Raw genomic sequence first — 25142 nt, 5'->3', positions numbered from 1 at the left:
TCGCGCCCTGGAAGAAACCCTGCGATTCTTTGGGTGCGGCCTTCATTTTGGCTTCGTCCAGCCAGAAGTCGGCGTCGGYCTTGTCCACGCGCACGATGGCGTTGGGGAAAGCAACGGCGCCAGCTGTCACCAGGCCACCCACATGGTCGGGGTGCATATGGGTGATGTAGATCTCATCGACCTGCTCGGGCTGGTAGCCGGCTGCCTTGAGGTTGGCCTGCAGGCTGCCCAGCGTGGGCCCGAACAGGCCGGCGGCGCCGGTGTCTATCAGCACCAGCTTGCTGCCGGTGTTGATGAGGTAGGCATTGACCGAGGTTTCCACCTGGTCGGGCAGGAAGGCTCGCTTCAGAGCCGCATCGACCTTGGCGGGGGTGGTGCGGGTCAGCAGGTCTTTGACGGGCAGCTTGACGGTGCCGTCCGACAGCGCGGTGACCTCAAAGTCGCCGAGCATGACGCGGTAATAGCCCGGGGCCTGGGTCTTGACCATGGGGCCGGCGGCGGAGGCGCTGAGCGCGGTGCCGGCCAGCAGGACGCTAAGGGCGAGGTGCTTGAAAGTGAAAGGACGCGACATGGAGTTCCCCTTGTGTTGTTGCTGTGTTGTGAATGATGTCGGAGCGCGTGTGAATGTAGGCGCTGGGCGAGTTTTTTGCGCGCTGCTTTGGGCAATCCCCTGCTCGCGGATGGGCAACTCGCAGAAGGCATCCTCGGGGCGGCCGACTGCTGTTAATGGCTTGGCTCGGGCGCTGAAACGAAAAAACCGGGCCTCGGCCCGGTTTTTGTCTTGTCGCGGCCTGGGGTCAGGCCTTGGTCGTCTTGGTGTGCTTTTCGATCAGGCCGCGCGCCGTGTCGAGCAGCTTCTTGCCGTCAAAGCCCTTCTTGTTCATGTCTTCCACCCATTCGACTTCCACCGTGCGTGACTTGCGGCGGAACTCCTGGGCTTCGGCCGCGCTCACGGTGTAGATCGTGTTGCCGCGGTCGCTGGCGGTCTTGCGGCCGGGGACGTCGTTGCCCTGCTGCACCTTGCCCATCCAGGCCGAGGTGGCCATGCCGGAGTTGTTGTCGATCACCTTCTTGAGGTCGGGCGCCAACGAGTTGTACTTGGCCTTGTTCATCGCCATCACAAAAGTGGTGGTGTAGAGGCTACCGCCGGCGGGGTCGAACTCGGCATGGAACTTGGTGAGCTCGTTGACTTTGACCGAAGGCACGACTTCCCAGGGAATCACGCAGCCGGTGATGGTCCCTTTGCTCAACGCGTCGGGGATCTGCGGCAGCGGCATGCCGACCGGCGTGGCGCCCAGCACACCCATGAGCTTGGTGACCTGGCGGGTGGGCGCGCGCAGCTTGAGGCCGCGCATGTCGGCGATGGACTTGACGGGCTTGTCCACCGTGTGGATCACGCCGGGGCCGTGCACCTGCAGCGCCAGTACCTGGGTGTCCTTGAATTCGTCGGGTGCCATCGTCTGCACATATTCCCAGTAGGCCTTGGACGTGGCTTCGGCATTGGACATGATGAAAGGCAGCTCAAACACCTCGATGCGGGGGAAGCGGCCGGCGGTGTTGCCGGGCAGGGTCCACACCACGTCGACCACGCCGTCCTTGACCTGGTCGTAGAGCTGCACGGGCGTGCCGCCCAGTTGCATGGCGGGATAGCCTTCGAACTTGATGCGGCCACCGGATTCTTTTTCGACTTTTTCCATCCAGGGCTTGTGCATGGCCAGCCAGACGTTGGAGGTCGGCGACATAAAGGTGTGGAATTTCAGGGTCACGGCCTGCTGGGCCAGGCTGGAGAGCGTCGGCGCGCCCAGGGCGGCGGCGGCGCCGGTCTTCAAAAGTGTGCGGCGGTGGATCATGGAAGTCTCCGTGGATAAAAGATGATTCGACGTTATACGAAACCCGGACAGGCTGAACCGGTGAATTCCCTTGAATGCGGCGGGGAGGTCAATTCATGAACTTCACCAGCCAGAGGGCAATGCCCGGGAAGGCCAGCATCAGCACGATGCGGATCAGGTCGCTGACGAGGAAAGGCAGCACGCCGCGAAAGCTTTCGCTGAGCGGCACGTTCTTGGCCATGCCGTTGACGACGTAAACATTCAGCCCCATGGGCGGAACCAGGAGGCCGAAGGAGACCACCATCAGGATCAGGATGCCGAACCAGATGGCCAGCGACTCCTTGGGCATGCCGAAATCCAGGCCCATCACGACCGGGAAAAAGATCGGGATAGTCAGCAGGATGATGGAAAGCTCCTCGGTCACCATGCCCAGCAGGAGATGCAGCGCCACGATGGCGACCATGACCCAGATCGGCGCCAGGTTCCAGCTGGCGATCAGCCCGACCAACTGGTGCTGTATCTGCGTCAGCGCCAGCGTCGAGTTCATGATGTCGGCACCGATAAAGATCAGGAAAATCATGGCTGAGCTGGTGGCGGTTCCGTAAAAGCAATGCTTGAACTTCTCCCAGGTCATCTCGCCCTTGGCCAGCGCCGCGAGGAAGGCCGTGGCCGCACCCACGGCCGCGCCTTCGGTTGGCGAAAAGAAGCCGCCATAAATGCCACCAAAAACAAGCGTGAACACGGCGGCAATCGGTGCCAGCCCAATGATCAGTCGTGTATTCATTTTTGGCGGGTTTTTCAAGACCTCCGGCGCATGGCCCGGCACCACACGCACGTAGACGGCGATCACCAGCATGTAGCCCAGCATCGCCAGGATGCCGGGGATGGTGGCGGCGAGAAACAGCTTGGCGATGTTCTGCTCGGTCAGGATGGCGTAAATTACCAGCGGCACCGACGGAGGGATCAAGATGCCGAGCGTGCCGGCGGTGGCCAGCGTGCCGGTGGCCAGGCGTCCAGAATAGCCGTGGCGTTTCATTTCGGGCAAGGCCACACCGGTGATGGTGGCGGCGGTGGCGACGGATGACCCGCAAATCGCGCCGAAAGCCGCGCTGGCCATCACGGCGGCCATGGCCAGACCGCCCTTGAGCCGGCCGGTGATGGCGGCGGTGAACTCGAACAGGGACTTGCTGATGCCGCCTTGCGTTGCGAACTGGCCCATCAGGATAAAGAGCGGGATCACCGACAGGTCATAACTGGCAAAGCGCGCGAACGCCATGCTGTTCATGAAGTTGGCAAACGGGCCCCAGCCGGTCTGCATGACATAGCCCACGGAGCCTGCCAGGAACATGCTGATGGCGATCGGGGTGCGCAATGCCATCAGTGCGAACATCAGAACGAGGACGAAGCCCGCGATGGAAAGGCCGCTCATGCCGGAATCTCCGGCTCGGCCCGGAAACCAAAGACCGCCTGATGCAGGGCAATCACCGCAGTTAGCAAAAAGCCCGGCACCATGGTGACGTAGGCGTACCACTCCGGAACGCCCAGCAGCATGGTGCTGGAGTTGGTTTGCCACGAGTTCAGGCCGCCGAGCCCGGCGCGCCAGGCYAGCAGCACAAAGCACAGGCCGAGGAGCAGGGCTCCCAGCCGGTCCAGTTGCGTATTGACGCGATGCGGCACGCGCGCGGTAAAAAAGTCGACGATGATGTTGCCGCGTTGCAACTGGCACAGAGGCATGAACAGGCCCACGGCCGCGCCGGTGGCCAGGCCGACCAGCTCAAAGTCGCCGGGAACGGTTTTGCCCAAGGTCTCGCGGCCAATGATGCTGACGCAGGTCAGCAGCGTGATCGCTGTCATCAGCAGCCCGGCTAGGATGGCGCTCAGCTTTGACAGGTTTTCAAGGATTTTCAAGAAAGATCTCCGAAAAGCGAACGTGGTCTCGGGGAGTCCCCAAACCGCATGGCCGATTATCAGAACTGCGGCTTGATCCGGGCAGGTGGGTTACCCCGAGGCTGCCCGGGTATTTGCGCGGTGATTAAAACAGATGCGCGTTCATCGCGCAAACCACCCGCCCATAAAAAACGGCCGCGCAGGGCGGCCGGTTGTCCTTGTCCATGCCGCATTCCCGCCTGCGTGAGGGCGAGGGCATGGAGCTTTATGGACTTACGCGACCTTGACGGTCAGCGTGCCCAGGCCGGCCACGCTGCCGACCATGGTGTCGCCCGAGACCACCGCCGCCACGCCTTCAGGCGTGCCGGTGTAAATCAGGTCGCCGGGCTGCAGTTCCCAGGCGGCCGACAGGTGCTCTATGGTTTCGGCGATGTTCCAGATCAGCTTGGAGACATTGCTGCGCTGGCGGTCCGTACCGTTCACCTGGATATACAGCTCGGCGTTGTTTACGTCGCCGGCCTGGGCCACGGGCGTGATGGGGCCGATGGGCGCGGAGTGGTCGTAGGCCTTCCCGATGCACCAGGGGCGGCCCTGTTTTTTCATCTCGCCCTGCAGGTCGCGGCGCGTCATGTCCAGGCCCACGGCGTAACCGTAGATGTGCTTGTGCGCATCGGCGGCCTTGATGTTCTTGCCGCCCGTGCCGATCGCCACCACCAGTTCGATCTCATGGTGCAGGTTTTTGGTCAGGCTGGGGTAGGGAATGGTGCCGGTGCTGCCGGCATCCACTGCGACGATGGCGTCGGCGGGCTTCAGGAAGAAGAAGGGCGGCTCGCGGCCGGTGAAGCCCATTTCCTTGGCGTGCTCCTCGTAGTTGCGGCCCACGCAGTAAATACGATGAACCGGAAACCGCTCTTTCGTGCCGGTGACGGGAACGGACACCGTGGCGGGTGGGGTGATGWCAAAACTCATGACAACCTTTCTTCTCTGTGTATGCCCAGGGCTTGGTGCACCGGGCGGTCTGAAAAACTGAACAGCACACAACCTTGCGCCGAACGCAATTGCGCAGTGTGCCACGACGGAATCACAAAATGGTCGCGCGGGCCGAACTCGAAAACCCTGGTTTCGCCGTTGCGCTCGATGTGAACGGTGCCCGAGCCTTCGACCACGCTGAACACCGCGCCGTCGGTCTGGCGCCAGGGCTTGCCGGCAAAGCCTGCCGGCAGGCGCTGCATGAAGGTCGCCATGGTCGGCATGGGCGAGCCGCCGGTGGCCGGGTTCACATAGCGCAGCTTGACGCCATCCCAGGCGTCGACGTCGGCATGCGTCTCCAGCTGGTGCAGGGTCTCGCGSGTGCGCTCGTAGGGGTAGCTGAAGATGGGCGAGGTCTGGCCGAAGGGCGCGTCGTAGCGCACCGGCAGCATGTTGGCGCCGTAGCGGTGGCTGCTGATGCCCAGGGGCTTGGTGACTTCCTGCTGCTTGGAGCCGCCGTTTTCGGAAAAACCCGCGTCAAAGAAACGCAGCATGGGAATGTCCAGGCCGTCCAGCCAGACCACCGGTTTATCGGATTCGACGCGGCCTTCATGGCCGTGGTCGTGCCAGGTCCAGCTCGGGGTGATGATGAAGTCGCCGGGTTTCATCAGCGTGCGCTCGCCGTCGACGGCGGTGAAGGCGCCGTGGCCTTCGACGACAAAGCGCAGCGCGCTTTGCGTGTGGCGGTGGCTGGGTGCGATTTCGCCCGGCATGATGACCTGCAGGCCCGCATAAAGCGACTGCGTGATGCAGGACTGCCCGCGCAGGCCGGGGTTTTCCAGGATCAGCACGCGGCGCACTGCTTCTTCGGCGGTGATCAACTGGCCCGACTGCATCAGGAAGGGATGCACGTCGGCGTACTTCCACAGCGCCGGCTGGCAGGGCGTGCTGGGCGATGGCGGCACCAGCGCGTGCAGCACTTCCCAGAGCGGCGTCATGCTGTGCGCTGAAATGGCGTCATAAAAAGCCTTGCGCGCGGCGCCGTTGGGCACCGCGGGCTGGCCGGGGGCGGGAGGGGGCGTCATGTCCATTGGCAGGTATCCTTCTTGGGTTAAAGATCGCCGTCGTTGTCGTTGTTGTCGTCGAAATACACGCCGTCCTGCGTGAGCAACTGCTGTAACTGCTTCACGTCGGTGTCGGCAAAAGTCCGGCTCGCACCCGGCATGGCCGCCGCCGTGCCCGCCGCCTGGCCCATCACAAAACAGCCGCCGCTGGCGCGGGCGGCCGACTGGCCCTCGTGCGTCATCGAGGCGCAGCGCCCGGCCACCAGCAGGTTGGCAACACCCTGGGGCACCAGCATGCGCCAGGGCAGCTCGTTGTAGGCGCGGCCCTGCGGTGCTTCCACATTGCGCGGAAATTTCCAGTCGATGCGTCCGTCGGCATGCAGCTCCATCGGCCAGGCGTTGATGCCGATGGCGTCGTCAAAACGCGCGGATGAGAGGATGTCTTCGCCGCTCAGCGCATACAAACCCTGGATGCGCCGCGTCTCGCGTATGCCGACCTGGGGCGCGATGTCCACGATGGCGGAATCCGCAAAGCCCGGCACTTCATCGCGCAGGAAGCGGAAGTATTCGGTGATCTGGCGCCGGCCTTCGAGTTCGCCTTCGCTGAGCTGGCGCGCGTCGGTGGCGTCCATGGCCGTGCCCTGGGCGTTGCGGATCTGCGTGACGTTGGCGCGCCATTCGGCTGGGTTCTTTTGCGGGCGCAGGATCGCGCCTTCGCGCGGGAATTTGTAGCGGCCCGGATGGCGCGCCTGGCTTTCGGCCATCAGGGTGTTGATGGCCTTGAACTCTCCCACGGCGGCCAGCGCGCGCGATGCATCGACATGGCCGACGCGGAACATGGTGGATGGAAACAGCGCGCTGCCGTGGCCATCGCCGAGCTCGAAAGGCACGCCGGCGAAGTTCGCCACGTCGGCGTCGCCTGAGCAGTCGATAAAACGCGTAGCGCGTATCGCCTGGCGGCCGGATTTGGTTTCCACCACCAGGGCGCTGATGCGCTCGCCCTCCATCACCACCGCCGCGGCCCAGGCGTGGAAGAGGATGTTTACGCCTGCCGCCACCAGCAGTTGGTCGGCCGCGCATTTGTAGGCCGACACATCATAGGAGCGCACGCGTATGCGGCCCTGCATGCCGTCTTGCGGTGCATTAAGGCCGCCCAGGGCGTCAATGCGCTGCAGCAGGTCGTCGGCGACGCCGCGCACCACCTGCCGCATCTGGCCGTTCTTGCGGCCGTAAAGGCCCGCGAAATTGGTCACGCCGCCGGCCGTGCCCATACCGCCGAGGAACCCGTAGCGCTCGACCAGCAGGGTGCGTGCGCCGTGCCGCGCGGCGCTGACACTGGCGGCCAGGCCGGCAGGCCCGCCACCGACTACGACGACGTCGAACTCGCCGTAAACGGGCAGGCTGCGTGCGGGTTCGGTGATGGAGGTCATGGGTTTTTCAACTCCTTATTCAAGCTTGATGCCGCGCGTCTGGATGATGTTGCCCAGGATCGCTGCCTCGTCTTTCACTCGGCTTTTCAGGCCCTCGGGTGAGGTGCCTACGGCCTGCCAGCCCTGGTTGAAGAGCTTTTGCCGCGTGTCGGCATCGCGAATGATGCGCGGCACTTCCTGTGCGAGGCGCGCCTGCGCGGCTTTGGACAAGCCAGCCGGGCCTATCAGCGCCGTCCAGACTTCAAGGTTGACATTGGCCACGCCGGCATCGGCCAGCGGCGGCACTTCGGGCACCAGCGAAGAGCGCCCGCCGGCCAGTCCAATGGCCTTGAGCTTGCCCGAGCGCACATGCGGCATGGCCACACCCGGCGGGATCAGCGCCATCTGGATCTGGCCGCCCAGCATGGCGGTGACCACCTGCGGGTTGCCGGCAAAGGGCACGTGCACGGGTGTGAGGCCAGGCATGCGGCTTTTGAGCAGCTCCATGCCCAGGTGCGCGACCGAACCGTTGCCGACCGAGCCGTAGTTCCAGCGGCTGCTGCCCTGGCGTGCGGCCGTGAAGAACTCAGCGCCGCTGGGCTCGTTCGCTGGCGCCACCAGCACCAGCGGCGCGGTGGCCAGCAGCGAGATGGGTGTGAAGTCTTTGGCCGGGTCGTAAGGCAGTTTGGGGTAAAGCAGTTTGGCCGAGGTCAGGTTGCCGTTGATGACGACACCCAGCGTATGGTCGTCGGTGGCCTTGGCGACCTGGTCTGCCGCGATGTTGCCGGATGCGCCGGGCTTGTTCTCGATGACCACCGGCTGGCCGAGCGCGCGGCTCAGCGGTTCGGCCAGTGTGCGCGCCGCCATGTCGGGGGTGGAGCCGCCGGGAAAGCCCACGAGGATGCGCACCGGTTTTGTCGGCCAGGCGGCGGGCGCGGCTGCCACAGCGGAATGTGCGCAAACGGCGAAAAACACGGCGGAAAACAAGGCAACGGAAGGCTTCATGACGGTCCCTGAAACTTTAAAAGCGTCATTGGAACAGTTTTGACGGCTCGATTCCGTCGTACATCCACTTCAGGCCCGCGAAGCCCGCGCTTTCGGTGCCGCTCTGGAACATCTGGTTGCGAAGTTCGCGCTGCACGCCGGCCGCATGGTAAATATCACCATAAAAACGCGCGGTCAGCTGCACGCGGCCGGTGCGCAGGTAGCGGGCCTGCTGGTATTTCTGGAAGGCCTTGGGCACGTCGCCGCGGGTATGGCGCAGCGCCTCGCGCATGACCACCGCGTCCTCGATGGCCTGGCCGGCGCCCTGGGCCAGGTACTGCAGCATGGGGTGGGCCGCGTCGCCCAGCAGGGTCACGCGCCTGTCGGTCCAGTTTTTCACCGGCTCGCGGTCGCACAGCACCCACATCTTCCAGGTTTCGATCTTGCCCAGCAGTTCCTTGACCTGCGGGCAGGCGTCGGCGAAGCGCTCATTGAGTTCGGCCGTGTCGCCGAAGGTGTTCCAGCCTTCGTCGTATTTATTGCTGTGGAACACGGCGACCAGGTTGAACAGCTCGCCGCGGCGCAATGGGTAGTGCACCAGGTGGGTTTTCTCGCCGCCCCAGAGCAGCACGTCGTCGCTCCACAAATGGGCCGGCACATCCTCGCGCTTGAGCACCGCGCGGTAGGCGATATGGCCCGAGACGCGCGGCTTGCCGTCGCCGACCACGGCTTCGCGGATGCGGCTCCACATGCCGTCGGCGCCTATCAGCGCGCTGCCTTCGACGGTTTCACCGCCTTCGAGCCGCACCGTCACGCCGTCGGCCGTCTGGTCAAACGACTCCACCTTGGCGCTGGTGCGCAGGGTGATGTTGGGCTGTGCGCGGCAGGCGTCCAGGAAGACCTGGTGCAGGTCGGCGCGGTAAATCACGCCATAGGGGAAACCGTAGGTCGCACGGGCCATGTCGCCCAGCGGGACACGCACGACTTTTTCACCTGTCCGCACGTCGTTCATGCCCAGGCCGGTCGGGAAGAAGGCCACGCGGTTGATGGCCTCTGTCAGGCCCAGGTAGTCGAACATGCGGAAGATGTTCGGGCCCAGCTGGATGCCGGCGCCGATTTCGCCGAAGCTCGCGGCCTGCTCGAACAAGGTCACACGGTGGCCGTCCTGGGCCAGCACCATGGCCGCAGCCAGCCCGCCAATGCCGCCGCCCGAAATGAGGAGAGGGAGTGGGGAYGTTTGTGCCATATGTGAGAGGATGGGTAAGGTGGGAGCCGGGGAAACGGGTGGAAAACCGGGTTTTAATGTGGTTATGATAAGTATACTTATTAATAATTCAGCCTAGTAGATACCCTGAATTGCAAAGCTGCCCGTTAAACTCCGCGCATGGCCAAAACTTTTAATTTCAGCGAAGCCCCCGGACACCTGATCCGCCGCGCGCAGCAGCTTGCGGTGGCGATCTTCATGGAGGAAACGGCCGGTTTTGACGCCACGCCGGTGCAGTTTGCCATCCTGAACGCCCTGATGGACGACCCCGGCGAAGACCAGATCACGCTGTCGGGCCGCGTCGCTTTTGACCCGGCCACCTTCGGCTCGGTGATAGGCCGGCTGGAAGCCAAGGGCTGGGTCAAGCGCGAGGCCGACCCCTCCGACAAGCGCCGCAAGCTGCTGTGGACCACGCCCGAAGGCGAAAAAGTCGCGCTGCAGATGAAGCGCGCTGTCGGCAAGACCCAGCAGCGCATCCTGGCCCCGCTGGACGAGAACGAGCGGGTGCAGCTGAATCAGCTGTTGGCCAAGCTGGTGACCGGCCACGAGAACGACGGCAGGTAGACGGCGACCAGGCCGTGGGCCAATAAAAAACGGGGCTTCAAGCCCCGTTTTTTATGGAGTCCGACCCAACCTCAGGCCGATTTGGCGACCAGGTCGAAATGTTCCACCGTGGGCGCGCCGGCGAAAAACGGCCCGACGATGGCGCGCCAGTCGGCGAAGGCCGGCGACTGGCGGAAGTCGACGGTGTGGTTTTCCAGCGTATCCCAGAAAATCTGCAGGATGTAGCGCTCAGGGCTTTCAATGCCTTTGTTGACCTTGAAACCCTGGAAGCCCTTGGCCTTGGAAATCACTTCGCGGAGGCCGCGCTGTATGGCTTCGTCAAAAGCGGCCTGCTGGCCGGGGTGGATGCGGATGTCGGCGAGTTCGAGAATCATGAAGCTTCCTGTCCTTGTTAATACTGGGTGACCGGCAACTCTACCGTCAATCCGTCGAGCGCGGGCGTGAGCTTGATCTGGCAGCTCAGGCGGCTGGCGGGACTGCGCGGCGCGGCGGTGAATTCCAGCATGCCCAGCTCCTCACCGTCGGGCGGCGGCAGGCTGGACGCGTAGGGCTCCCGCACATGCACGTGGCAGGTGGCGCAGGTCAACAGCCCGCCGCAGTCGGCGGCGATGCCCTCAATGCCGGCCGCCACGGCCGCCTCCATCAGGCTTTTGCCGGGCTTGCCTTTGGCCTCGGTGGTGCGGCCGTCGGCCGCGATGAAATGAAGGGTGATCATGAAGTGTGCGGTGGCCTGTTGGGCCGTCAGATGCGGCTGAAGTATTCGCGCCTTTGCCAGTCGTCCTTGTCCTCGGCGTCGGCATGGCGGGCGATTTCGGCCTGCTTGATATGGGTGAAGTGGCCGATGAAAGTATCGCCGAAGGCGGCTGCCAGCACGGCGTCGGCTTTGAGTGCATCCAGCKCCTCGCCCAGGCTGGTGGGAATCTTGTCGGCGCTGCCGCCATAGGGTGCGTCGGTGGCTGGCGGGGCCTTGAGGCGGCGCGCGATGCCGTCCAGCCCGGCGTGGATTTGCGAGGCCAGGTAGAGGTAGGGGTTGGCGGCGGGCTCGCCCAGGCGGTTTTCAATGCGCGTGCTGTTGTCGTTGCACTGGCCGACCACCCGCAGCATGGCACCGCGGTTGTCACGGCCCCACAAAATCGATTGCGGCGCCAGCGCGTTGGGCCGGAAACGCCCGAAACCGTTGATGGTGGGCGTGCAGAAAGCCGTCATGCCGCGCGCATGGGCAAGCAGCCCGGCCAGGTAATGTTCGCCGGTTTCCGAGAGCGTGTATTGCGCGTCCGAAGGCGTCGTGCCGGCCGTGGGGCTGGCGCGCTTGAACAGGTTGGCGCCGCTTGTCAGGTCCACCAGCGACTGGTGCAGATGCCAGCCGCTGGACATGATGTTCGGAAAGGGCGGCCGGCACATAAAGGTTGCGTGGTAGCCGGCGCGGCGCAGGGCCTGCTTGACCGCGCTGCGGAACAGCACCATGTTGTCGGCGGCCGCCAGCGCGTCGGTGGCCTCGAACACCGCCTCGACCTGGCTGGGGCCGAGTTCGATTTCCAGCGACAGCAGCGGCAGGCCCAGCGCCTGCGCCGTGCGCTGCACGATGCGCAGCGGTTCCTCGGCCATGTCCGCCCATTGCTCGGACAGCAGGTGGTAGCCGGGGTGGATCATGCGGACCTCGGGCGGCAGGCCGGGCCAGCCGGCCAGTTCCGGGTCCAGCTGGGGCTGCAGTCCTCCCTCGGTGATGCGGTAGATGTGGAACTCGATCTCCAGCCCGCACTTCATGCCGTAGCCGGCTTGCGCCAGTTTTGCCAGCGCGTTCTGCAGCACCCGGCGCGTGTCTAGTTCTACCGGGCTGCCATCGGGAAACCAGGGCTGGCACTGCAGCCAGCCGGTTTTCTCCACCCAGGGCAATTCTTTCAGGCTGGCCGGGTCGGCCAGCAGCATCACGTTGCCGCCGAATTCAAAGCCCGGCAAACCGGCCGCGCCGCCGGCTTCGAACACTTTGTAAGCGGTGCGGTCGGCCGTGTCCTTGAGCAGCAGCGTGCTGACCATGCCAACACCGTCGGCCATGGCCTGCGCCGCGGCGGCCGCCACCAGCGTCTTGCCGCGCAGCATGCCGTGCAGGTCGCACCAGGCGAAGCGCACCAGCTCCAGGCCGCCGGCCTCGATGCGCCGCACGGCCTCGGCCTGCGCGGCCTGCCTCGCGGCGTCGTTTACGCCGCATTGCGCCGCGAAGCTCATGATTGTGTTGCGGTGTCGGCGGGAGTGGACGAGGCGGTCCCCGCATCCAGCCAGGGCGCGCCCTCGCGTTTGGCGCGGGCGGTGCTTTGCCACCATTGGGCCCACTCGCCGGCCGGCGCGATGCCATCCACCGTGTCGGGGCCGGTGATCATCCCGGCCTGCGCGGGGTCGGCGATGCCGGGCGCCACGCCGCCGTTCTGCACGGTCTCGATCGCCTTGAGCAGCACGCGCCGGTTCGCCATGATGACCTTGTCGGAGGTGGCCAGGTGCTCACGCGTGCGGTCCTGGATGGCGCCCATGCTTTCCACCGCCCACTGGTCGTGCACATTGATGTCTTCCTCGCCCATGCCCAGGTAGGTGCTGCTCATCTGCTCTTCGGCATTGAAGCCCCAGCCGTTGTGGCGGCCGGCCTTGGGGATGTAGTCGGGCAGCGCGATGAACTGCTGGCGCTGCGCGCGCATGCTTTCCCGGTCCAGCGGGCCGGCGAAGCTTGTGAAGAAGGTGTACCAGTAGGTGTTGGTGTCGTCCACCGGCACATGCATCTGGGTGATGGTCATGGTCTCCGACAGCGGGATCACAAAGGTGGCCGGGAAGATGGCGTTGGTCACGCGCACGTGGGTCAGTTTGTCGGTCATGGCGCGCAGCGCGGTCAGTTGCATGCCCCAGGGCTTATTCTCGAAGCTGATGTCGGGCTGGGCGAACTCGCGCATGATGCGCGTCATCGGCCACTGCTCGCCATCCTTGCTGCCGGCGCTGGCGCTGCGGAACTGCTTGCCGGCCGGGTTCTGGCCGATTTCGTCCAGCGGGTTGTCCTGCAAAAAACGGTGCAGGAACGACGGGTGGGCAGGGTCTATGCCGACTTCGAAGGCCTGCAGCCAGTTGGCGTTCCACAGGCCCTTGAAGGCAAAGCTGTGCGTGGCCGGCGCGGTGAAGCAGTCGAACGCGGGGAAGGGCGGCGGTGTGCTGCCTTCGTCGCCCAGCCAGGCAAACAGCACGCCGGCTTTTTCGACGACCGGGTAGCTGCGCTGGCGTATGCGTTCGCACAGCTTGCTGCCGGTGGGCTCGGCCGGTGTTTCGAGGCAGCGGCCGTCGGTCGCGAATTTCCAGCCGTGAAAAGGGCAGCGCAGGCCGCCGCCTTGTTCCAGGCTTTCGCGCCGTCCGAAAGACAGGTCGGCGCCGCGATGGGCGCAGTCGCGGTCCAGCAGGCCCCAGGCGCCCGAGGCGTCCTTGAACAGCACCAGGTCCTGGCCGAACAGCTTGAGTGCCTTGACCGGGCGGATTTCCATGCGCGGGTCCAGCGCCGGGTTGAACTCGTCCACCAGCGCGGCGGGTTGCCAGTACTGGCGCAGCAGCTGGCCGCAGGGCGTGCCTGCGGTGATGCGGGTCAGCAGTTCGTTTTGTTCGGCATTCATGCGTGGCCTTATAGTGCAGGATAAACCTTGAAACGGTATCCCAAAATTAAAATTCAGTGTACATTCACCGCCATGAACTTGCAAGAAACCGTTTTGATGCAGTTGCGGGACCTGATCCTGCGTGGCGAGTTSGAGCCCGGCCAGCGCCTGGCCGAGCAGCAACTGGCCGAGCGCCTGGGAGCTTCGCGCACGCCGGTACGGGCCGCGCTGGTCACGCTGGAGCAGGAGGGGCTGGTCGAGGCCAACGACACCGGCAAATACCTGGTGCGCCAGTTCACGCCGCGCGAAGTGGCCGACGCGATCGCGGTGCGCGGCCACCTGGAAGGCATGGCGGCGCGCTTGGTGGCTGAACACGGCGTGTCGCGCCAGCTGCAGCTCGATCTGCAGTCCTGCCTCGATGAAGGCGACCGGGCGCTGGCGGCCAACCCGCTGAGCTATGAGAACTACGCCGCCTATGCCGCCATGAACGACCGCTTCCACGCGCTGATCCTGGAGGCCAGCGGCAACCGTGCCCTGCAGCGCGCCATCGAGCTCAACGACAAGCTGCCCTTTGCCTCCGCCTCGGCCATGTTGCCCATGCAGTCCACGCTGGAGCAGGACCGTGACTGGATGCACTACGCGCACCGCCAGCACCACATGCTGTTCGCGGCGCTCAAGGCCGGTGAGGGCGCGCGCGCCCAGGCCCTGGCTGTCGAGCACACGGAAGTCGCGCAGATGAATATGCGCATGGCCCTGGAGCGGCGCGCCGAAACGCAGAGCCTGATGCCGGGCTTGCGCCTGGTGGTCGGGGGTTAGCGCTCGCCCAACAGCAGCTTCAAGTCCACCGAATCGGCCACAGCCTTGTTGCCGGCATCACCGAGGTGCAGGTGGTCGCCCGAGTCATAGGCCGGCAATATCCTGAGCGGGTTTTGCGGGTCGCTCGCCACCGCGTCGAAATCCAGCACCGCATCGAATTCGCCGCTGCCGCGTATCCATGCATTGATGCGCTGGCGCAGCGCGTCTTTCGCTGGGCTGTAGTAGTTCGTGATCGGTGAGCCCGGCATGGTCAGCGCGCCTTCAAAAGGCGTTAGCGTGGCGCCGACGATGCGCACGCCGCGGCTGCGCGCGCGGGTGATCAGCTGGCGGTAGCCGGCCATCAGGGCCTCGGCCTGTGTGGCCGGCTCCTGGGGCTCAAGCGTGCTGCCGGGCCAGCTGATGTCGTTGATCCCCATCAGCAGCACCACGCTGGCCACGCCGGGCTGGCCCAGCACGTCGCGCTCGAAGCGCGCCAGTGCATTGGGGCCCATATGGTTTTTGAGAACCCGGCCGCCCGAGATGCCGGCATTGAGCACGGCCACGTTCCGGCCGGCCAGGCGGCGCGCCAGGAAATCCGGCCAGCGCTGGTCCGTACCCGGTGTGGAGGCCGCACCGTCGGTGATGGAATCGCCAAAAGCCACCACGCTGCGTGTGCCGGGCGCGGCTTCCACCAGCACCGCGCTCAGGAAGAGGCGGCTGTTCACCACGCTGTCAGCTTTGACGCTTGCCGCGCCGGCCGCATTGCCCGCCGCGACCTGCGCGGGTTGCAGGCCGTCCCAATGGATCGTCGTGAGGGGCGTTGCCTGCGGAAAGTAGAGGCTGACGGCTAGGCGCTGCAGCGGCGCAACGTCCATCGCGACCGGGTCGCTCATGAGGGGCGCGCCTGCCGGCACGGTGGCCGTGGTTTTGCCGCCAAAGGTCAAGGCCAGGCTGGGCCCGTTGGTGCTGCCTGCCGCGTCGCCTGCCGCCGCGATGCGGGCCGCGCCAATCTGCAAGGGCTGGGTGCCGTACTCGTTGGACAGCACGATGCGCACGCGCGAGCCGCCCACGCCGGCGCGCACCACCTGGCGCACCGTCTGGTCGCGCAGGCTGGCCGGAAGGCCCAGCGGCAGGACAAAGTCACCGGCCCAGACGGGCTGGGGGCTGGCCGTCCAGGCGGGGGCCCAGCTGCCGTCGGCCGCTTGCGCCTGTGGAAGCCAGGCGGCGCACAGCAGCGTGAGGCAAAGGGTGGATAGAAGGGCGCGGAATTTAAAAAAGATATTCATGGCGATGGGGCTCAGCAGGTGACGGCATTGACAGGCAGCCCGGCCTTGTCACGCGACAGGCTGTACAGCGTGACGGCGATGCCCGCGACGGTGATGGATGCCGCCAGCCAGCTCAAGCCGCCCAGGCCGAAGGAGCTGCTCACGACCAGGCCGCCCAGCCAGGCGCCCAGCGCATTGCCCACGTTGAAAGCGCCTATGTTGAGGCTGGCCGCCAGGTTCTGGCCCGCGCCCTGCGCCTGCTGCAGCACGCGCATCTGCAGCGGCGCTACCGTGGCAAAAGAGGCCACGCCCAGCAAGCCGACGAAGAGCACCGCGGCCACCGGCGAATGCAGCACAAAACCCATCGCACCCAGCACCAGCGCAGTCGCACCCAGCGTGAGCAGCAGGGACATGCGAAGGCCGCGATCAGCCAAGCGCCCGCCCAACAGGTTGCCGATGAAGATGCCACCGCCGAACACCAGCAGGATGGGCGACACTGCGGCCTCGCTGAAGCCGGTGAGCTGGGTCAGGATGGGCTGGATGTAGGTGAAGATCGCGAACACGCCGGCAAAACCGAACACCGTCATCAGGAGGCCCAGCATCACTTGCGGGCGGGCCAGCCCGGCCAGTTCCTGGCGCAGGGAAGCGCCACCGTTTTCCGACGCGCTGCGCGGCACAAAAATCGCCAGCACCAGAAAGGCCAGCAGGCCGATCAGCGCCACCACCCAGAAAGTGGAGCGCCAGCCGTAGTGCAGACCCAGCCAGGCGCCGGCCGGCACGCCGAGCAGGGTGGCCAGCGACAGGCCGCTGAACATGATGGCAATCGCCGAGGCCTTGCGCTCGGGCGCGACCAGGCCGGTGGCGACGATGGAGCCCACGCCGAAGAAGGTGCCGTGCGCCAGCGAGGTGATCACGCGCGCCGCCATCAGGCTGGAATAGTCCGGCGCCAGCGCGCAGGCCAGGTTGCCCAGCGTGAAGATGGCCATCAGCGCCAGCAGCACGGTTTTGCGCGGCAGTTTGCGCGTGGCCAATGTCAGCACCGGCGCGCCCACCGCCACCCCCAGCGCGTAGCCGGAAATCAGCAACCCGGCCGAAGCGATGCTGACGCCGAGGTCGGCGGAGACCTGCATCAGCAGGCCCATGATGACGAACTCGGTCGTGCCTATGCCGAAGGAGCCGACGGTGAGAGCCAGCAGGCCTAGAGGAAGTGAAGTGGTTGATTTGCGCGCATCCATGAAAGTCGCCTGTGAAAAAAGAGGATGCGCCTAGTGTGGAGACGAAGGGCTACCTTGACTAGAATGTCCTGGAGACAATGATTTGTGAATTCAATTCACAATAAACAGCGCCAGAATACCCACCATGCCCCGCATAGACGTCAACCGATCCGGCGAGATGGAAGCCTTTGTCCAGGTGGTGGACAAAGGCGGTTTTTCGGCCGCCGCGCGCCAGCTGTGCATGACGCCTTCGGCCGTCAGCAAGCTGGTCACCCGGCTGGAAGCGCGCCTCGGCACGCGGCTGGTCAACCGCTCTACCCGCAAGCTGCAGCTCACGCCCGAAGGCACGACGTTTTACGAACAAAGCACGCGCGTGCTGGCCGACATGGACGAAGCCGAGCGCGGCGCGGCCGCTGGCGCCATGCCGCGCGGGCGCGTCAGCATCAACGCCAGCATGCCGACAGCGCACCGCCTGCTGCTGCCGCTGGTGCCGGCCTTTCACGAGCGTTATCCCGACATCTCGCTGGACATCACGCTGACCGACCGCATCGTCGACCTGCTGGACGAGCGCACCGACGTGGCGATACGCTGGGGGGCGCTCGCCTCGTCCCAGCTGGTGGCGCGGCACCTGGGCGACACGGCGCAGCTCATCGTCGGCAGCCCCGCCTACCTGGCACGCCATGGCACGCCGCGCACGCTGCAAGACCTGGAGGCGCACCAGCGCCTGGCCCATACCTTCAAGCGCAACATGCATTACTGGCCGGTGCGCGTGGACGGCCAGATCCAGCAACTGCCGATCACCGGCTATGCGCGCGCCAGCGACGGCGAGGCGCTGCGCCACCTGGTGCTCGCGGGCGCGGGCCTGGCCCGCATGTCCATGTTCCACATCCGCCGCGACCTTGACGCGGGCCGCCTGGTGACGGTGGCGGAGGACCTCAACCCGGGCGAGCGCGAGCCCATCCACGCGGTGTTTGTCGGCCGGGGCGGCCGCCTGCCGGCGCGTGTGCGCGTGCTGCTGGATTTCCTGGTGGAGCAGGTCACGCAGGAAGTGCTCGATGCCGGCGGCGTTGGTCCGGATTACCAGCCCTGACAGTCCTGGGGGGCGGCTTGCAGGAATACCCCATCAGTACTTGCCACTAGATAGCTTCCCTATGGTTGCCGCGGCATAACTTGCCTAGCATTGGTAACAAGTCGTAAGGCTACAAGGGCCGCTCCGGCCATGGAGGATGTCTATGCACCGCATTCCTGTTCGCATCCTGGGTTTTGCCCTGTTACTGCTGTCGCTGGCCGGCTCCGGCTTTGCGCAGGAGCGTTTCACGCCTTCCGCCGACGGCCAGGAGGTCACCGACAGCCGCACCGGCCTGATCTGGCGCCGCTGTGCCGAAGGCATGGTCTTCAAGGGCAAGGCCTGCACCGGGCAGGCAGCTTTCCTGAGCCAGCCCGATGCGGCCACGCGCGCCAAGGCGGCTTCCGCGCCGGGCGCCGAATGGCGACTGCCCATCCTCAAAGAACTGTCCAGCATCGTTTCTGCACGGGAAGCTGACGTCGACAAGGCGGCGATAGACCCCAACGCCTTTCCCGCCACGCCGGTGGCCCGCTTCTGGACTTCCAGCAGCACCGGCCCCGGCTATTTCACCTTTGTGGGGTTCAGTGACGGCAGCGCCGGTGAAGCCCCGCGCGCTACGGCCGCCGCGGTGCGGCTGGTGCGCGGAGGAAAGTAGATTCTTAGTCCGTCGACACCTGCAGCACCAGCTTGCCGAAATTCTCGCCGTTGAAGAGCTTGAGCAGCGTCTCGGGGAAAGTGTCCAGGCCGACGACGATGTCTTCCTTGCTCTTCATGGTCCCGGCCTTGAGGTAGCCGGCCATCTCGGCCACGCCGACGTGGTAGCGGTCGGCATAGTCGAACACCACGATGCCTTCCATGCGGGCGCGGTTCACCAGCAGCGACAGGTAGTTGGCCGGGCCTTTGACCGGTGTGGTGTTGTTGTACTGGCTGATCGCGCCGCAGATGATGATGCGGGCGCCGCGCGCCAGGCGCGCCAGCACCATGTCGAGGATTTCGCCACCCACGTTGTCGAAGTAAATGTCTATGCCCTTGGGGCAGTGTTCCTTGAGCCCGGCGCGCACGTCGCCGTTCTTGTAGTCGATGCAGGCGTCAAAGCCCAGTTCCTTGACCACCCAGTCGCACTTGGCCTTGCCGCCGGCGATGCCGACCACGCGGCAGCCCTTGAGCTTGGCGATCTGGCCCACCGTCTGGCCCACGGCGCCGGCCGCGCCCGACACCACCACGGTTTCGCCCGCCTTGGGCAGGCCTACTTCCAGCAGGCCGAAATAACCGGTCATGCCGGGCAGGCCCAGCACGTTGAGCCAGGAGGTCAGGCCCAGGCGCGGGTCGATCTTGAACATGCCGCTGCGCTTGACCTGGTCGGCCGGGATCAGGCAGTACTCCTGCACGTCGAGCGCGGCGTTCACGTAGTCGCCCACCGCAAAGGCCGGGTTCTGCGAGGCGATCACCTTGCCCACGCCGCCGGCGCGCATCACGGCGCCGATTTCCACCGGCGGGATGTAGCTCTTGGCATCGTTCATCCAGCCGCGCATGGCCGGGTCCAGCGACAGGTACAGGGTCTTGACGAGCACACCGCCCGGGCCGGGCTCGGCGACGGGTTCGGTGGTGAAGTTCCAGTTGTCGCGGGTGGGCAGTCCGACGGGGCGGCTGGCCAGGCGTATCTGGTGGTTGCTCAGGCTGGTGATGGCGCTCATAGTAGGTGTCTCCGCTGAATCCGTTGAGAAGGGTGTCGCGGCAATGGTAGTGGCGGCATGGCCCGGCGTCAGTCGCGCAGGCGATTGCCCTGCCACAGGGTGGTCGCTTAACCAGCTCAGCTTGAAGCCACACGAAGTGACGAGCGTGGGGGCCATGGTTTATGCTTTAGAGATGAAACTCCACAACTATTTCCGCTCTTCTTCGTCGTTTCGTGTACGCATCGCGATGGAGATCAAGGGCCTGAGCTACGACTACATTCCCGTGCACATCGCCAAAGGCGATCACAAGCGGCCGCCTTACGCCGCCCTGGCCGCCGACACCCTGGTGCCGCTGCTGGAAGTCGACGGTGAAAAACTTTCGCAGTCCATGGCCATCATCGAATACCTCGATGAAAAACACCCCACGCCGGCCTTGTTACCGGCCGACGCGCTGGGCCGAGCCAAGGTGCGCGCGCTGGCCCAGTCCATCGCCTGCGAAATCCACCCCGTCAACAACCTGCGTGTCCTCAAGTATTTGGTGAAGGAGCTCAAGCTCGACGAAGCCGCCAAAAACGCCTGGTATGTGCATTGGTGCCGCGAAGGGCTGGAAGCCTTTGAACGCCAGTTGGCTCAACTGCCGCCATCAACCTATTGCTACGGCGACACGCCCACGCTGGCCGACTGCTGCCTGGTGCCGCAGATCTTCAACGCCAAACGATTCAACGTGAGCTTTGACGGCTTGCCGCGCACCATGGCGGCATTCGACGCCTGCATGGCGTTGCCGGCCTTCCAGAAGGCCCAGCCTTCGGCTTGCCCTGATAACGAAGCCTGAGTTCCTTGTGCATGCGGATTGGTTGATCCCCGACTGGCCTGCGCCCGCCGGTGTGCAGGCGGTGTTCACCACCCGGGCCGGCGGCCTGTCGAATGCGCCTTATGACAGCCTGAACCTGGGCGACCACGTCGGCGACCTGCCGGCCAAGGTGGCCGCCAACCGCGCTTTGCTGCGCCAGGCCCTTGGTAGCCGCGCAGTCTTCCTGCAGCAGGTGCATGGCAGCGAAGTACTTGCGCTGGGCGCCGCCACGGGAGACGGCCTGCAGGCCGATGCCTGCGTGACCCGAGAGGCGGGGGTGGCCTGCACCATCATGGTGGCTGATTGCCTGCCGGTTCTGCTTGCGACTGAGGACGGCGCGATGGTGGCCGCCGCGCATGCGGGTTGGCGTGGACTCGCGGGCGATAAAAATGGAAAGGGCGTTCTTGAGTCTGTGCATGCCGCGATGAAGACCGATGCACGCATCCTCGCCTGGCTGGGCCCCTGCATAGGACCCTCGGCCTTCGAAGTCGGCGCGGAAGTCAAAGCCGCGTTCGAATCCGCCCAGCCTGAAGCCGCTCGCCTGTTTGCACCCACCAGCGCGGGCAAATACCTGGCCGACCTGCCGGGCCTGGCTCGGCTACGCCTGCAAGCGATGGGTATTACCGATATTTATGGCAATGACGGCAGCGATGCCTGGTGCACGGTGCTGAATCCTTCGCGGTTTTTTTCGCACAGGCGCGACGCCGGTCCCGCCGGCAACGGCTTTGGCACGACCGGGCGCATGGCCGCCTGCATCTGGCGCGCCTGAACCTGGTCAGCCTCCGGGCAAGACCTCAAACATGGTGCGCCGGGTATTGGTAAAGCGCGGCCGCATGCGGCTGCTCCACTCGGTGCCGCGCACGGCCAGCCAAGGCGGTGAACCGAGGGTCTCTTCGCTCACGAGGTCGTAGCAGGCCAGCGAGAGCGGGCCGTGGTCATGGTTCAGGAAGCGGCTGGCGCGTATGCAGCCGCTGACTTTGGCCAGGCCTGGCATGTGCTCGGAGTCATACCAGGCCGCCAGCTCGGGCATCCAGCCGGCCTCGGGGTCCATCTCCACGACGTAATGGAACACTGGCGCCGCGCCGGCAGAGGCGCCGGCGGTGTCGAACACGCGTTCCAGCCTGGAAATCCTGAGTTCCTGCAGGCCCGGCCAGCGTTTTCGAAGGTCGGACTCGAGCATTTCCGTGGCAGGGCTGCTCAGGTGGGTGCGCTGGTCCAGGAGCACATAGGCGTAGAAAATCCCGGCGTCTTTGTTGAGGGCCGCACGCGCCGGTTTGGCCGCCAGCCCCGCGCTGATACGCAACTGCTCCAGCAAAGCGGCAAAGTCGCCGGCCTGGCTTGCCGGCGCATTCGCCTGCACCAGCAGGGCATCGGTGGGGTGGGTCGCCTCGCTCACCTCAGTGCCCGATCCTGAGCGCCACCAGAAAGCGCGACACCATGTTGTAAGAGGCCACGGTGGCCACCAGGTCCACGCGTTGCTGCTCGTTGAAGAAGGGCTTGAGCGGGTCGAAGACGCTGTCGGTCACTTCGATGTCGCGTGTCATGGCGTCGGTCAGTGCGATGACGTTGCGCTCCAGCGCCGAGAACATGGCGGTTTGCTGGCCTGCCCCGAGATCGCGCAGCGCCTCGATTTTTTCCGGCGGCATGCCGGCCGCCAGTGCATGCGGCACGTGGGCCTCGAATTCATAGGGTGCGCGGTTCAGCACCGCCACCCGCAGGATGATCATTTCACGCAGCAGGGCCGGCACCGTGCTGCGGTTGCGCACGGCGGTCAGCAGCTGCTCCCAGCCCTGCGCCAGCGGCGGGCTGTTGAGCAGCACCTGGTAGAGCAGCGACACGCGGCCGCGTTCGGCCGTGATGCCGGCCTCGAGGGCGGCCAGTTCCGGCCGGGTGCCGGGCGTGACGGGTGAGATGCGCATGTTGGCCTTGGCACTCATTCGGGTTTGATCTTCTTGGCGCGTATGACCTTGCCCCATTTGGCCGTGTCATTTTTGAGCAGCAGGGCCAGCTCCGCGGGGCTGGAGGCGGCGGGCTCCGCGCCCGACGCCAGCAGCTTGGCGCGCACGCCCTCGTCGGCCAGCGCGCGCCTGACCGCCTGGTTGAGCCGCGCGATGTCGGCGGCCGGCGTGGCCTTGCCGGCGAACAGCGCATACCAGTTGTCCGAGTCGACGCCCGCCATGCCCATTTCCTGGAAAGTCTTGACCTCGGGCAGCAGCGGGTGGCGCCGGTTCGAGGCGATGCCTATGGGCTTGAGCTTGCCGGCCTTGATAAAGCCGACCAGGCCCGGAATGTCGCCGAAAAAGCCGTCGACGTGGCCGGCGATGACGTCGGTGATCGCCGGTGCCGCGCCCTTGTAGGGCACATGCACCAGCGGCGCCTTGGTGGAATCCGCCAGCAGTTCCATCGCCAGGTGCGGTACGCTGCCGGTCCCCGACGAGGCCATGGTYGCGCCATCCTTGCGCAGCCTGGCGTTGGCGATGAATTCGGCGCCGCTGTTGGCCGGGTTGTTGGCGCCCACCACCAGCAGTTCGACGTTGTTAGCCACCAGCGAGACCGGCGCCAGGTCGCGCACCGGGTCGTAGGGCAGCTTTTCATAGAGCGGCGGGTTGATGGCCACCGCGCCCACGCTGGTCAGCCAGATCGTGCTGCCGTCGGGGGTGGCGCGGGCCACGTATTCGGCCGCGATCGCGCCGTTGGCGCCGGCCCGGTTTTCAATGATGACCTGCGAGCCCAGCTCCTTGCCGAGCTGCTCACCAATGGTGCGCGCGACAAAGTCCACCGGCCCGCCGGGCGGAAAGGCCACCACGAGGCGAGTAATCTTGGCCTGCGCGTGCGCGGGCTGCGCTGCAAAACCCAGGGCCAGAACGGCGGCGCCCAGCAGCAGGGCTGCTCGTCTGCGAAGAATGCTTTTTTGTCTCATGGTGTTTTCCTTGTGTCTCCGTGAATCCGAATGTCCAAATTTCTCAATCGCAGCGCACCGACATCCCGCCGTCCACCACGATCTCGGTGCCGGTGATGAAGCGGGCTTCGTCGGACGCCAGGAACAGCGCGGCATTGGCCGTATCGCGGCCGTCGCCCATAAAGGGCAGGGGGATGCGCGATTGGCGCTGCTGCAGCAGCGCGGTGACGTCGCCGCCGGTGCGCTGTTTGGCCAGGCGCACGTCGACCATGGGCGTGTAGAGCTGGCCGGGCACGACGGTGTTCACGCGTATGCCGGCCTTGGCGTATTGCACCGCCACCACGCGCGAGAACTGCATTACCCCGGCTTTGGTGGAGGCATAGGCGACCTGGGCCGAACCCGTCCAGCGCAGGCCCGAAGTCGAGGCGATGTTGACGATGGCGCCCGCCGCCTGCGTTTCCATCAGCGGCAGCACATGSTTGCAGGTCAGGAACACGCTTTTGAGGTTGTGGTCTATCTGCGCGTCCCAGGTTTCCTCGGCCATCTCCACAGGCCCGCCGGCCGCCGAACCGCCCACGTTGTTCACGAGGACGTCGATGCGGCCGAAGCGAGCGACGCAGGCCGCCACCACTTTCGAGATGGACGTGGACCGGGTCACGTCGCATTGCGCGGTATCGATCTCGCCGCCCGCTTCCCGCACCAGGCGCACGGTCTCTTGCATGCGTTCGGTGTCGCGGTCCACTGCAAAGATGTGGGCGCCTTCCTGGGCAAAACGCACGGCGATCGCGCGGCCGTTGCCCCAGCCGGGGCCTACCGATCCGGCGCCGGTGACAAAGGCGACCTTGCCGGCCAGGCGGCCGGCGACGGGCGGGTGGGTGTTCAGGGCGGCAGTGTTCATGCGGGAAATTGGTAAAGGCGCTGCGGGTTACGCACCAGCAGCAGGTCTTGCAGTTCGGGTGTGGGCGCGATGGCGGGCAGCAGGTTGACCAGCACGCCGTCGTCGGGAACGTGGGTATGGTTGGGGTGCGGCCAGTCCGTGCCCCAGAGGCAGCGGTCAGGGAAGGCTTCGACCAGCCGGCGCGCCAGCGCGGCGCCGTGGGCATAGCTATGCGGCGGGTTCGCATCGATGCGGTCCGCGCCGCTGACCTTGACATAGAACAGCGGGTCTTCCATGAGGCTGCAAAGCGCGTGGAAATCGGCATGGCCCTCGCCCAGGCGCGCATCGACGCGGCCCATGTGGTCTATTACCACCGGCACGGCCGAGGCCCTGAGCACCGGGGCCAGCTCGTGGATCAGGCYGCTGTCAAAGTGCACCTGCAAATGCATGCCCAGCGGCGCCAGGCGATGGGTGAGGGCGACAGCCTGGTGCACCGTGGCGCCCTGGCCCAGGTGCTTCATGAAGTTGAAGCGCACGCCACGAAACCCGGCGGCCATCAGGCGCCGCAATTCCGCGTCGGGCACATCGTGCGGCGCCAGCGCCACCCCGAGGTAGCGGCCGCCGCCGGCGGAAATCGCGTCTTCCACCACCGAGTTGTCAAAGCCGTGCACGGCCGACTGCACGATGACGCAGCGCGAAATGCCCAGCTTGCGGTGCAGGCTGAACAGGGTGGCCACCGGCGCATCGGCCGGTGTGAAGTTACGGGTGGCCGCGAAGGGAAAACGCGCGGCCGGCCCGAAAACGTGGACGTGGCTGTCGCAAGCGCCCGGCGGCGGGCGGAAGGCCGGCTGCGAGGGTTCGGGCAGGTAGGTGAGGAGGGGTTCTGTGTTCATGGTGCTGCCCGTATTCTGGCGGCGGG

The 25142-nt window shown here is 65.6% G+C and carries 27 protein-coding genes; 6 read left to right on the top strand and 21 right to left on the bottom strand.

The window, feature by feature from the left end:
* The 9 genes from AC1D0P_RS03765 to AC1D0P_RS03725 all read right to left on the bottom strand — a co-directional run.
* A partial coding sequence (locus AC1D0P_RS03765) for an MBL fold metallo-hydrolase (protein WP_477675466.1) occupies positions 1 to 571 on the bottom strand: 571 nt, incomplete at its 3' end.
* 226 nt (positions 572 to 797) lie between these two features.
* Complete coding sequence (locus AC1D0P_RS03760) at positions 798 to 1850, bottom strand: TRAP transporter substrate-binding protein (RefSeq protein WP_477675465.1); 1053 nt, start codon at positions 1848 to 1850, stop codon at positions 798 to 800.
* Positions 1851 to 1938: 88 nt separating this feature from the next.
* Positions 1939 to 3258, bottom strand: a complete 1320-nt coding sequence (locus tag AC1D0P_RS03755) for a TRAP transporter large permease (protein WP_477675464.1) — start codon at positions 3256 to 3258, stop codon at positions 1939 to 1941.
* Complete coding sequence (locus AC1D0P_RS03750; protein ID WP_477675463.1) at positions 3255 to 3737, bottom strand: TRAP transporter small permease; 483 nt, start codon at positions 3735 to 3737, stop codon at positions 3255 to 3257. Before AC1D0P_RS03750 ends, AC1D0P_RS03755 begins: the two co-directional genes overlap by 4 nt.
* A gap of 252 nt (positions 3738 to 3989) precedes the next feature.
* A complete protein-coding gene (locus tag AC1D0P_RS03745) occupies positions 3990 to 4685 on the bottom strand; it encodes a fumarylacetoacetate hydrolase family protein (RefSeq protein WP_477675462.1) in 696 nt (231 codons plus the stop codon).
* Positions 4682 to 5776: a gentisate 1,2-dioxygenase gene (gene gtdA, locus AC1D0P_RS03740; protein WP_477675461.1), complete on the bottom strand. Its 1095-nt coding sequence runs from the start codon at positions 5774 to 5776 to the stop codon at positions 4682 to 4684. Before gtdA ends, AC1D0P_RS03745 begins: the two co-directional genes overlap by 4 nt.
* 20 nt (positions 5777 to 5796) lie before the next feature.
* Entirely contained in the window at positions 5797 to 7179 is a 1383-nt protein-coding gene (locus AC1D0P_RS03735; protein ID WP_477675460.1) for an FAD-dependent oxidoreductase, read from the bottom strand.
* Between the two features lie 15 nt (positions 7180 to 7194).
* Positions 7195 to 8163 (bottom strand): Bug family tripartite tricarboxylate transporter substrate binding protein, encoded by a 969-nt coding sequence (locus tag AC1D0P_RS03730; protein WP_477675459.1) that lies wholly within the window; start codon positions 8161 to 8163, stop codon positions 7195 to 7197.
* 25 nt (positions 8164 to 8188) lie between these two features.
* Positions 8189 to 9388, bottom strand: a complete 1200-nt coding sequence (locus tag AC1D0P_RS03725) for a 3-hydroxybenzoate 6-monooxygenase (RefSeq protein ID WP_477675458.1) — start codon at positions 9386 to 9388, stop codon at positions 8189 to 8191.
* Between the two features lie 138 nt (positions 9389 to 9526).
* Here AC1D0P_RS03725 and AC1D0P_RS03720 point away from each other — a divergent pair, with 138 nt between their 5' ends.
* Positions 9527 to 9970 carry a MarR family winged helix-turn-helix transcriptional regulator gene (locus AC1D0P_RS03720; RefSeq protein WP_477654624.1) on the top strand — a complete coding sequence of 148 codons (444 nt, stop codon included), beginning with the start codon at positions 9527 to 9529 and terminating at the stop codon, positions 9968 to 9970.
* A 71-nt stretch (positions 9971 to 10041) separates the two neighbouring features.
* Here AC1D0P_RS03720 and AC1D0P_RS03715 read toward each other — a convergent pair whose 3' ends face one another.
* Genes AC1D0P_RS03715 through AC1D0P_RS03700 form a run of 4 tightly spaced genes read right to left on the bottom strand, consistent with a single transcriptional unit; the run spans position 10042 to position 13605 of the window.
* Entirely contained in the window at positions 10042 to 10344 is a 303-nt protein-coding gene (locus AC1D0P_RS03715; protein ID WP_477675457.1) for an antibiotic biosynthesis monooxygenase family protein, read from the bottom strand.
* 17 nt (positions 10345 to 10361) lie between these two features.
* Positions 10362 to 10685, bottom strand: coding sequence for a 2Fe-2S iron-sulfur cluster-binding protein (locus tag AC1D0P_RS03710; RefSeq protein WP_477675456.1), 324 nt, complete (start codon positions 10683 to 10685; stop codon positions 10362 to 10364).
* A 26-nt stretch (positions 10686 to 10711) separates the two neighbouring features.
* Positions 10712 to 12193 (bottom strand): glutamine synthetase family protein, encoded by a 1482-nt coding sequence (locus AC1D0P_RS03705; RefSeq protein WP_477675455.1) that lies wholly within the window; start codon positions 12191 to 12193, stop codon positions 10712 to 10714.
* A complete protein-coding gene (locus AC1D0P_RS03700) occupies positions 12190 to 13605 on the bottom strand; it encodes a Rieske 2Fe-2S domain-containing protein (protein WP_477675454.1) in 1416 nt (471 codons plus the stop codon). Before AC1D0P_RS03700 ends, AC1D0P_RS03705 begins: the two co-directional genes overlap by 4 nt.
* A gap of 72 nt (positions 13606 to 13677) precedes the next feature.
* Here AC1D0P_RS03700 and AC1D0P_RS03695 point away from each other — a divergent pair, with 72 nt between their 5' ends.
* Entirely contained in the window at positions 13678 to 14400 is a 723-nt protein-coding gene (locus tag AC1D0P_RS03695; protein WP_477675453.1) for a GntR family transcriptional regulator, read from the top strand.
* On the opposite strand, the gene AC1D0P_RS03690 is transcribed toward AC1D0P_RS03695, so the two are convergent.
* A complete protein-coding gene (locus AC1D0P_RS03690) occupies positions 14397 to 15665 on the bottom strand; it encodes an SGNH/GDSL hydrolase family protein (RefSeq protein WP_477675452.1) in 1269 nt (422 codons plus the stop codon). The two genes, AC1D0P_RS03695 and AC1D0P_RS03690, sit on opposite strands and share 4 nt — an antisense overlap.
* A gap of 11 nt (positions 15666 to 15676) precedes the next feature.
* Entirely contained in the window at positions 15677 to 16879 is a 1203-nt protein-coding gene (locus AC1D0P_RS03685) for an MFS transporter (protein ID WP_477675451.1), read from the bottom strand.
* Positions 16880 to 17003: 124 nt separating this feature from the next.
* Between AC1D0P_RS03685 and AC1D0P_RS03680 the strand changes: the two genes are divergently transcribed.
* A complete protein-coding gene (locus tag AC1D0P_RS03680) occupies positions 17004 to 17948 on the top strand; it encodes a LysR substrate-binding domain-containing protein (protein ID WP_477675450.1) in 945 nt (314 codons plus the stop codon).
* A gap of 142 nt (positions 17949 to 18090) precedes the next feature.
* Entirely contained in the window at positions 18091 to 18579 is a 489-nt protein-coding gene (locus AC1D0P_RS03675) for an Lcl C-terminal domain-containing protein (protein WP_477675449.1), read from the top strand.
* Positions 18580 to 18583: 4 nt separating this feature from the next.
* Here AC1D0P_RS03675 and AC1D0P_RS03670 read toward each other — a convergent pair whose 3' ends face one another.
* Positions 18584 to 19618 (bottom strand): NADP-dependent oxidoreductase, encoded by a 1035-nt coding sequence (locus tag AC1D0P_RS03670; RefSeq protein ID WP_477675448.1) that lies wholly within the window; start codon positions 19616 to 19618, stop codon positions 18584 to 18586.
* 172 nt (positions 19619 to 19790) lie between these two features.
* Between AC1D0P_RS03670 and maiA the strand changes: the two genes are divergently transcribed.
* Together maiA and pgeF are read left to right on the top strand one after the other, a co-directional pair.
* Positions 19791 to 20429, top strand: coding sequence for a maleylacetoacetate isomerase (maiA, locus tag AC1D0P_RS03665; RefSeq protein WP_477675447.1), 639 nt, complete (start codon positions 19791 to 19793; stop codon positions 20427 to 20429).
* A gap of 7 nt (positions 20430 to 20436) precedes the next feature.
* Positions 20437 to 21216 (top strand): peptidoglycan editing factor PgeF, encoded by a 780-nt coding sequence (pgeF, locus tag AC1D0P_RS03660; RefSeq protein ID WP_477675446.1) that lies wholly within the window; start codon positions 20437 to 20439, stop codon positions 21214 to 21216.
* A 6-nt stretch (positions 21217 to 21222) separates the two neighbouring features.
* On the opposite strand, the gene AC1D0P_RS03655 is transcribed toward pgeF, so the two are convergent.
* From AC1D0P_RS03655 to AC1D0P_RS03635, 5 genes are read right to left on the bottom strand one after another with little or no spacing between them, the layout of a single operon-like run.
* A complete protein-coding gene (locus tag AC1D0P_RS03655; protein WP_477675445.1) occupies positions 21223 to 21843 on the bottom strand; it encodes a hypothetical protein in 621 nt (206 codons plus the stop codon).
* Position 21844: 1 nt separating this feature from the next.
* Positions 21845 to 22366 carry a carboxymuconolactone decarboxylase family protein gene (locus AC1D0P_RS03650; protein ID WP_477675471.1) on the bottom strand — a complete coding sequence of 174 codons (522 nt, stop codon included), beginning with the start codon at positions 22364 to 22366 and terminating at the stop codon, positions 21845 to 21847.
* Positions 22367 to 22380: 14 nt separating this feature from the next.
* Positions 22381 to 23367: a Bug family tripartite tricarboxylate transporter substrate binding protein gene (locus AC1D0P_RS03645; protein WP_477675444.1), complete on the bottom strand. Its 987-nt coding sequence runs from the start codon at positions 23365 to 23367 to the stop codon at positions 22381 to 22383.
* Between the two features lie 43 nt (positions 23368 to 23410).
* Complete coding sequence (locus tag AC1D0P_RS03640) at positions 23411 to 24244, bottom strand: SDR family NAD(P)-dependent oxidoreductase (RefSeq protein ID WP_477675443.1); 834 nt, start codon at positions 24242 to 24244, stop codon at positions 23411 to 23413.
* A complete protein-coding gene (locus AC1D0P_RS03635) occupies positions 24241 to 25116 on the bottom strand; it encodes an amidohydrolase family protein (RefSeq protein ID WP_477675442.1) in 876 nt (291 codons plus the stop codon). Before AC1D0P_RS03635 ends, AC1D0P_RS03640 begins: the two co-directional genes overlap by 4 nt.
* Positions 25117 to 25142: the final 26 nt, after the last annotated feature.

This window comes from Polaromonas sp. P1_G2, assembly GCF_056405515.1.
This window is presented reverse-complemented; position numbering and strand designations above follow the sequence as displayed.

Bases quoted from the DNA above. Each gene is read 5' to 3' on its own strand.
- AC1D0P_RS03730 (WP_477675459.1), bottom strand. From the start codon at position 8,163: ATGAAGCCTTCCGTTGCCTTGTTTTCCGCCGTGTTTTTCGCCGTTTGC.
- AC1D0P_RS03650 (WP_477675471.1), bottom strand. From the start codon at position 22,366: ATGCGCATCTCACCCGTCACGCCCGGCACCCGGCCGGAACTGGCCGCC.
- maiA (WP_477675447.1), top strand. From the start codon at position 19,791: ATGAAACTCCACAACTATTTCCGCTCTTCTTCGTCGTTTCGTGTACGC.
- AC1D0P_RS03720 (WP_477654624.1), top strand. From the start codon at position 9,527: ATGGCCAAAACTTTTAATTTCAGCGAAGCCCCCGGACACCTGATCCGC.
- AC1D0P_RS03675 (WP_477675449.1), top strand. From the start codon at position 18,091: ATGCACCGCATTCCTGTTCGCATCCTGGGTTTTGCCCTGTTACTGCTG.
- AC1D0P_RS03690 (WP_477675452.1), bottom strand. From the start codon at position 15,665: ATGAATATCTTTTTTAAATTCCGCGCCCTTCTATCCACCCTTTGCCTC.
- AC1D0P_RS03760 (WP_477675465.1), bottom strand. From the start codon at position 1,850: ATGATCCACCGCCGCACACTTTTGAAGACCGGCGCCGCCGCCGCCCTG.
- AC1D0P_RS03710 (WP_477675456.1), bottom strand. From the start codon at position 10,685: ATGATCACCCTTCATTTCATCGCGGCCGACGGCCGCACCACCGAGGCC.
- AC1D0P_RS03685 (WP_477675451.1), bottom strand. From the start codon at position 16,879: ATGGATGCGCGCAAATCAACCACTTCACTTCCTCTAGGCCTGCTGGCT.
- AC1D0P_RS03680 (WP_477675450.1), top strand. From the start codon at position 17,004: ATGCCCCGCATAGACGTCAACCGATCCGGCGAGATGGAAGCCTTTGTC.
- AC1D0P_RS03715 (WP_477675457.1), bottom strand. From the start codon at position 10,344: ATGATTCTCGAACTCGCCGACATCCGCATCCACCCCGGCCAGCAGGCC.
- AC1D0P_RS03755 (WP_477675464.1), bottom strand. From the start codon at position 3,258: ATGAGCGGCCTTTCCATCGCGGGCTTCGTCCTCGTTCTGATGTTCGCA.
- AC1D0P_RS03700 (WP_477675454.1), bottom strand. From the start codon at position 13,605: ATGAATGCCGAACAAAACGAACTGCTGACCCGCATCACCGCAGGCACG.
- AC1D0P_RS03670 (WP_477675448.1), bottom strand. From the start codon at position 19,618: ATGAGCGCCATCACCAGCCTGAGCAACCACCAGATACGCCTGGCCAGC.
- AC1D0P_RS03735 (WP_477675460.1), bottom strand. From the start codon at position 7,179: ATGACCTCCATCACCGAACCCGCACGCAGCCTGCCCGTTTACGGCGAG.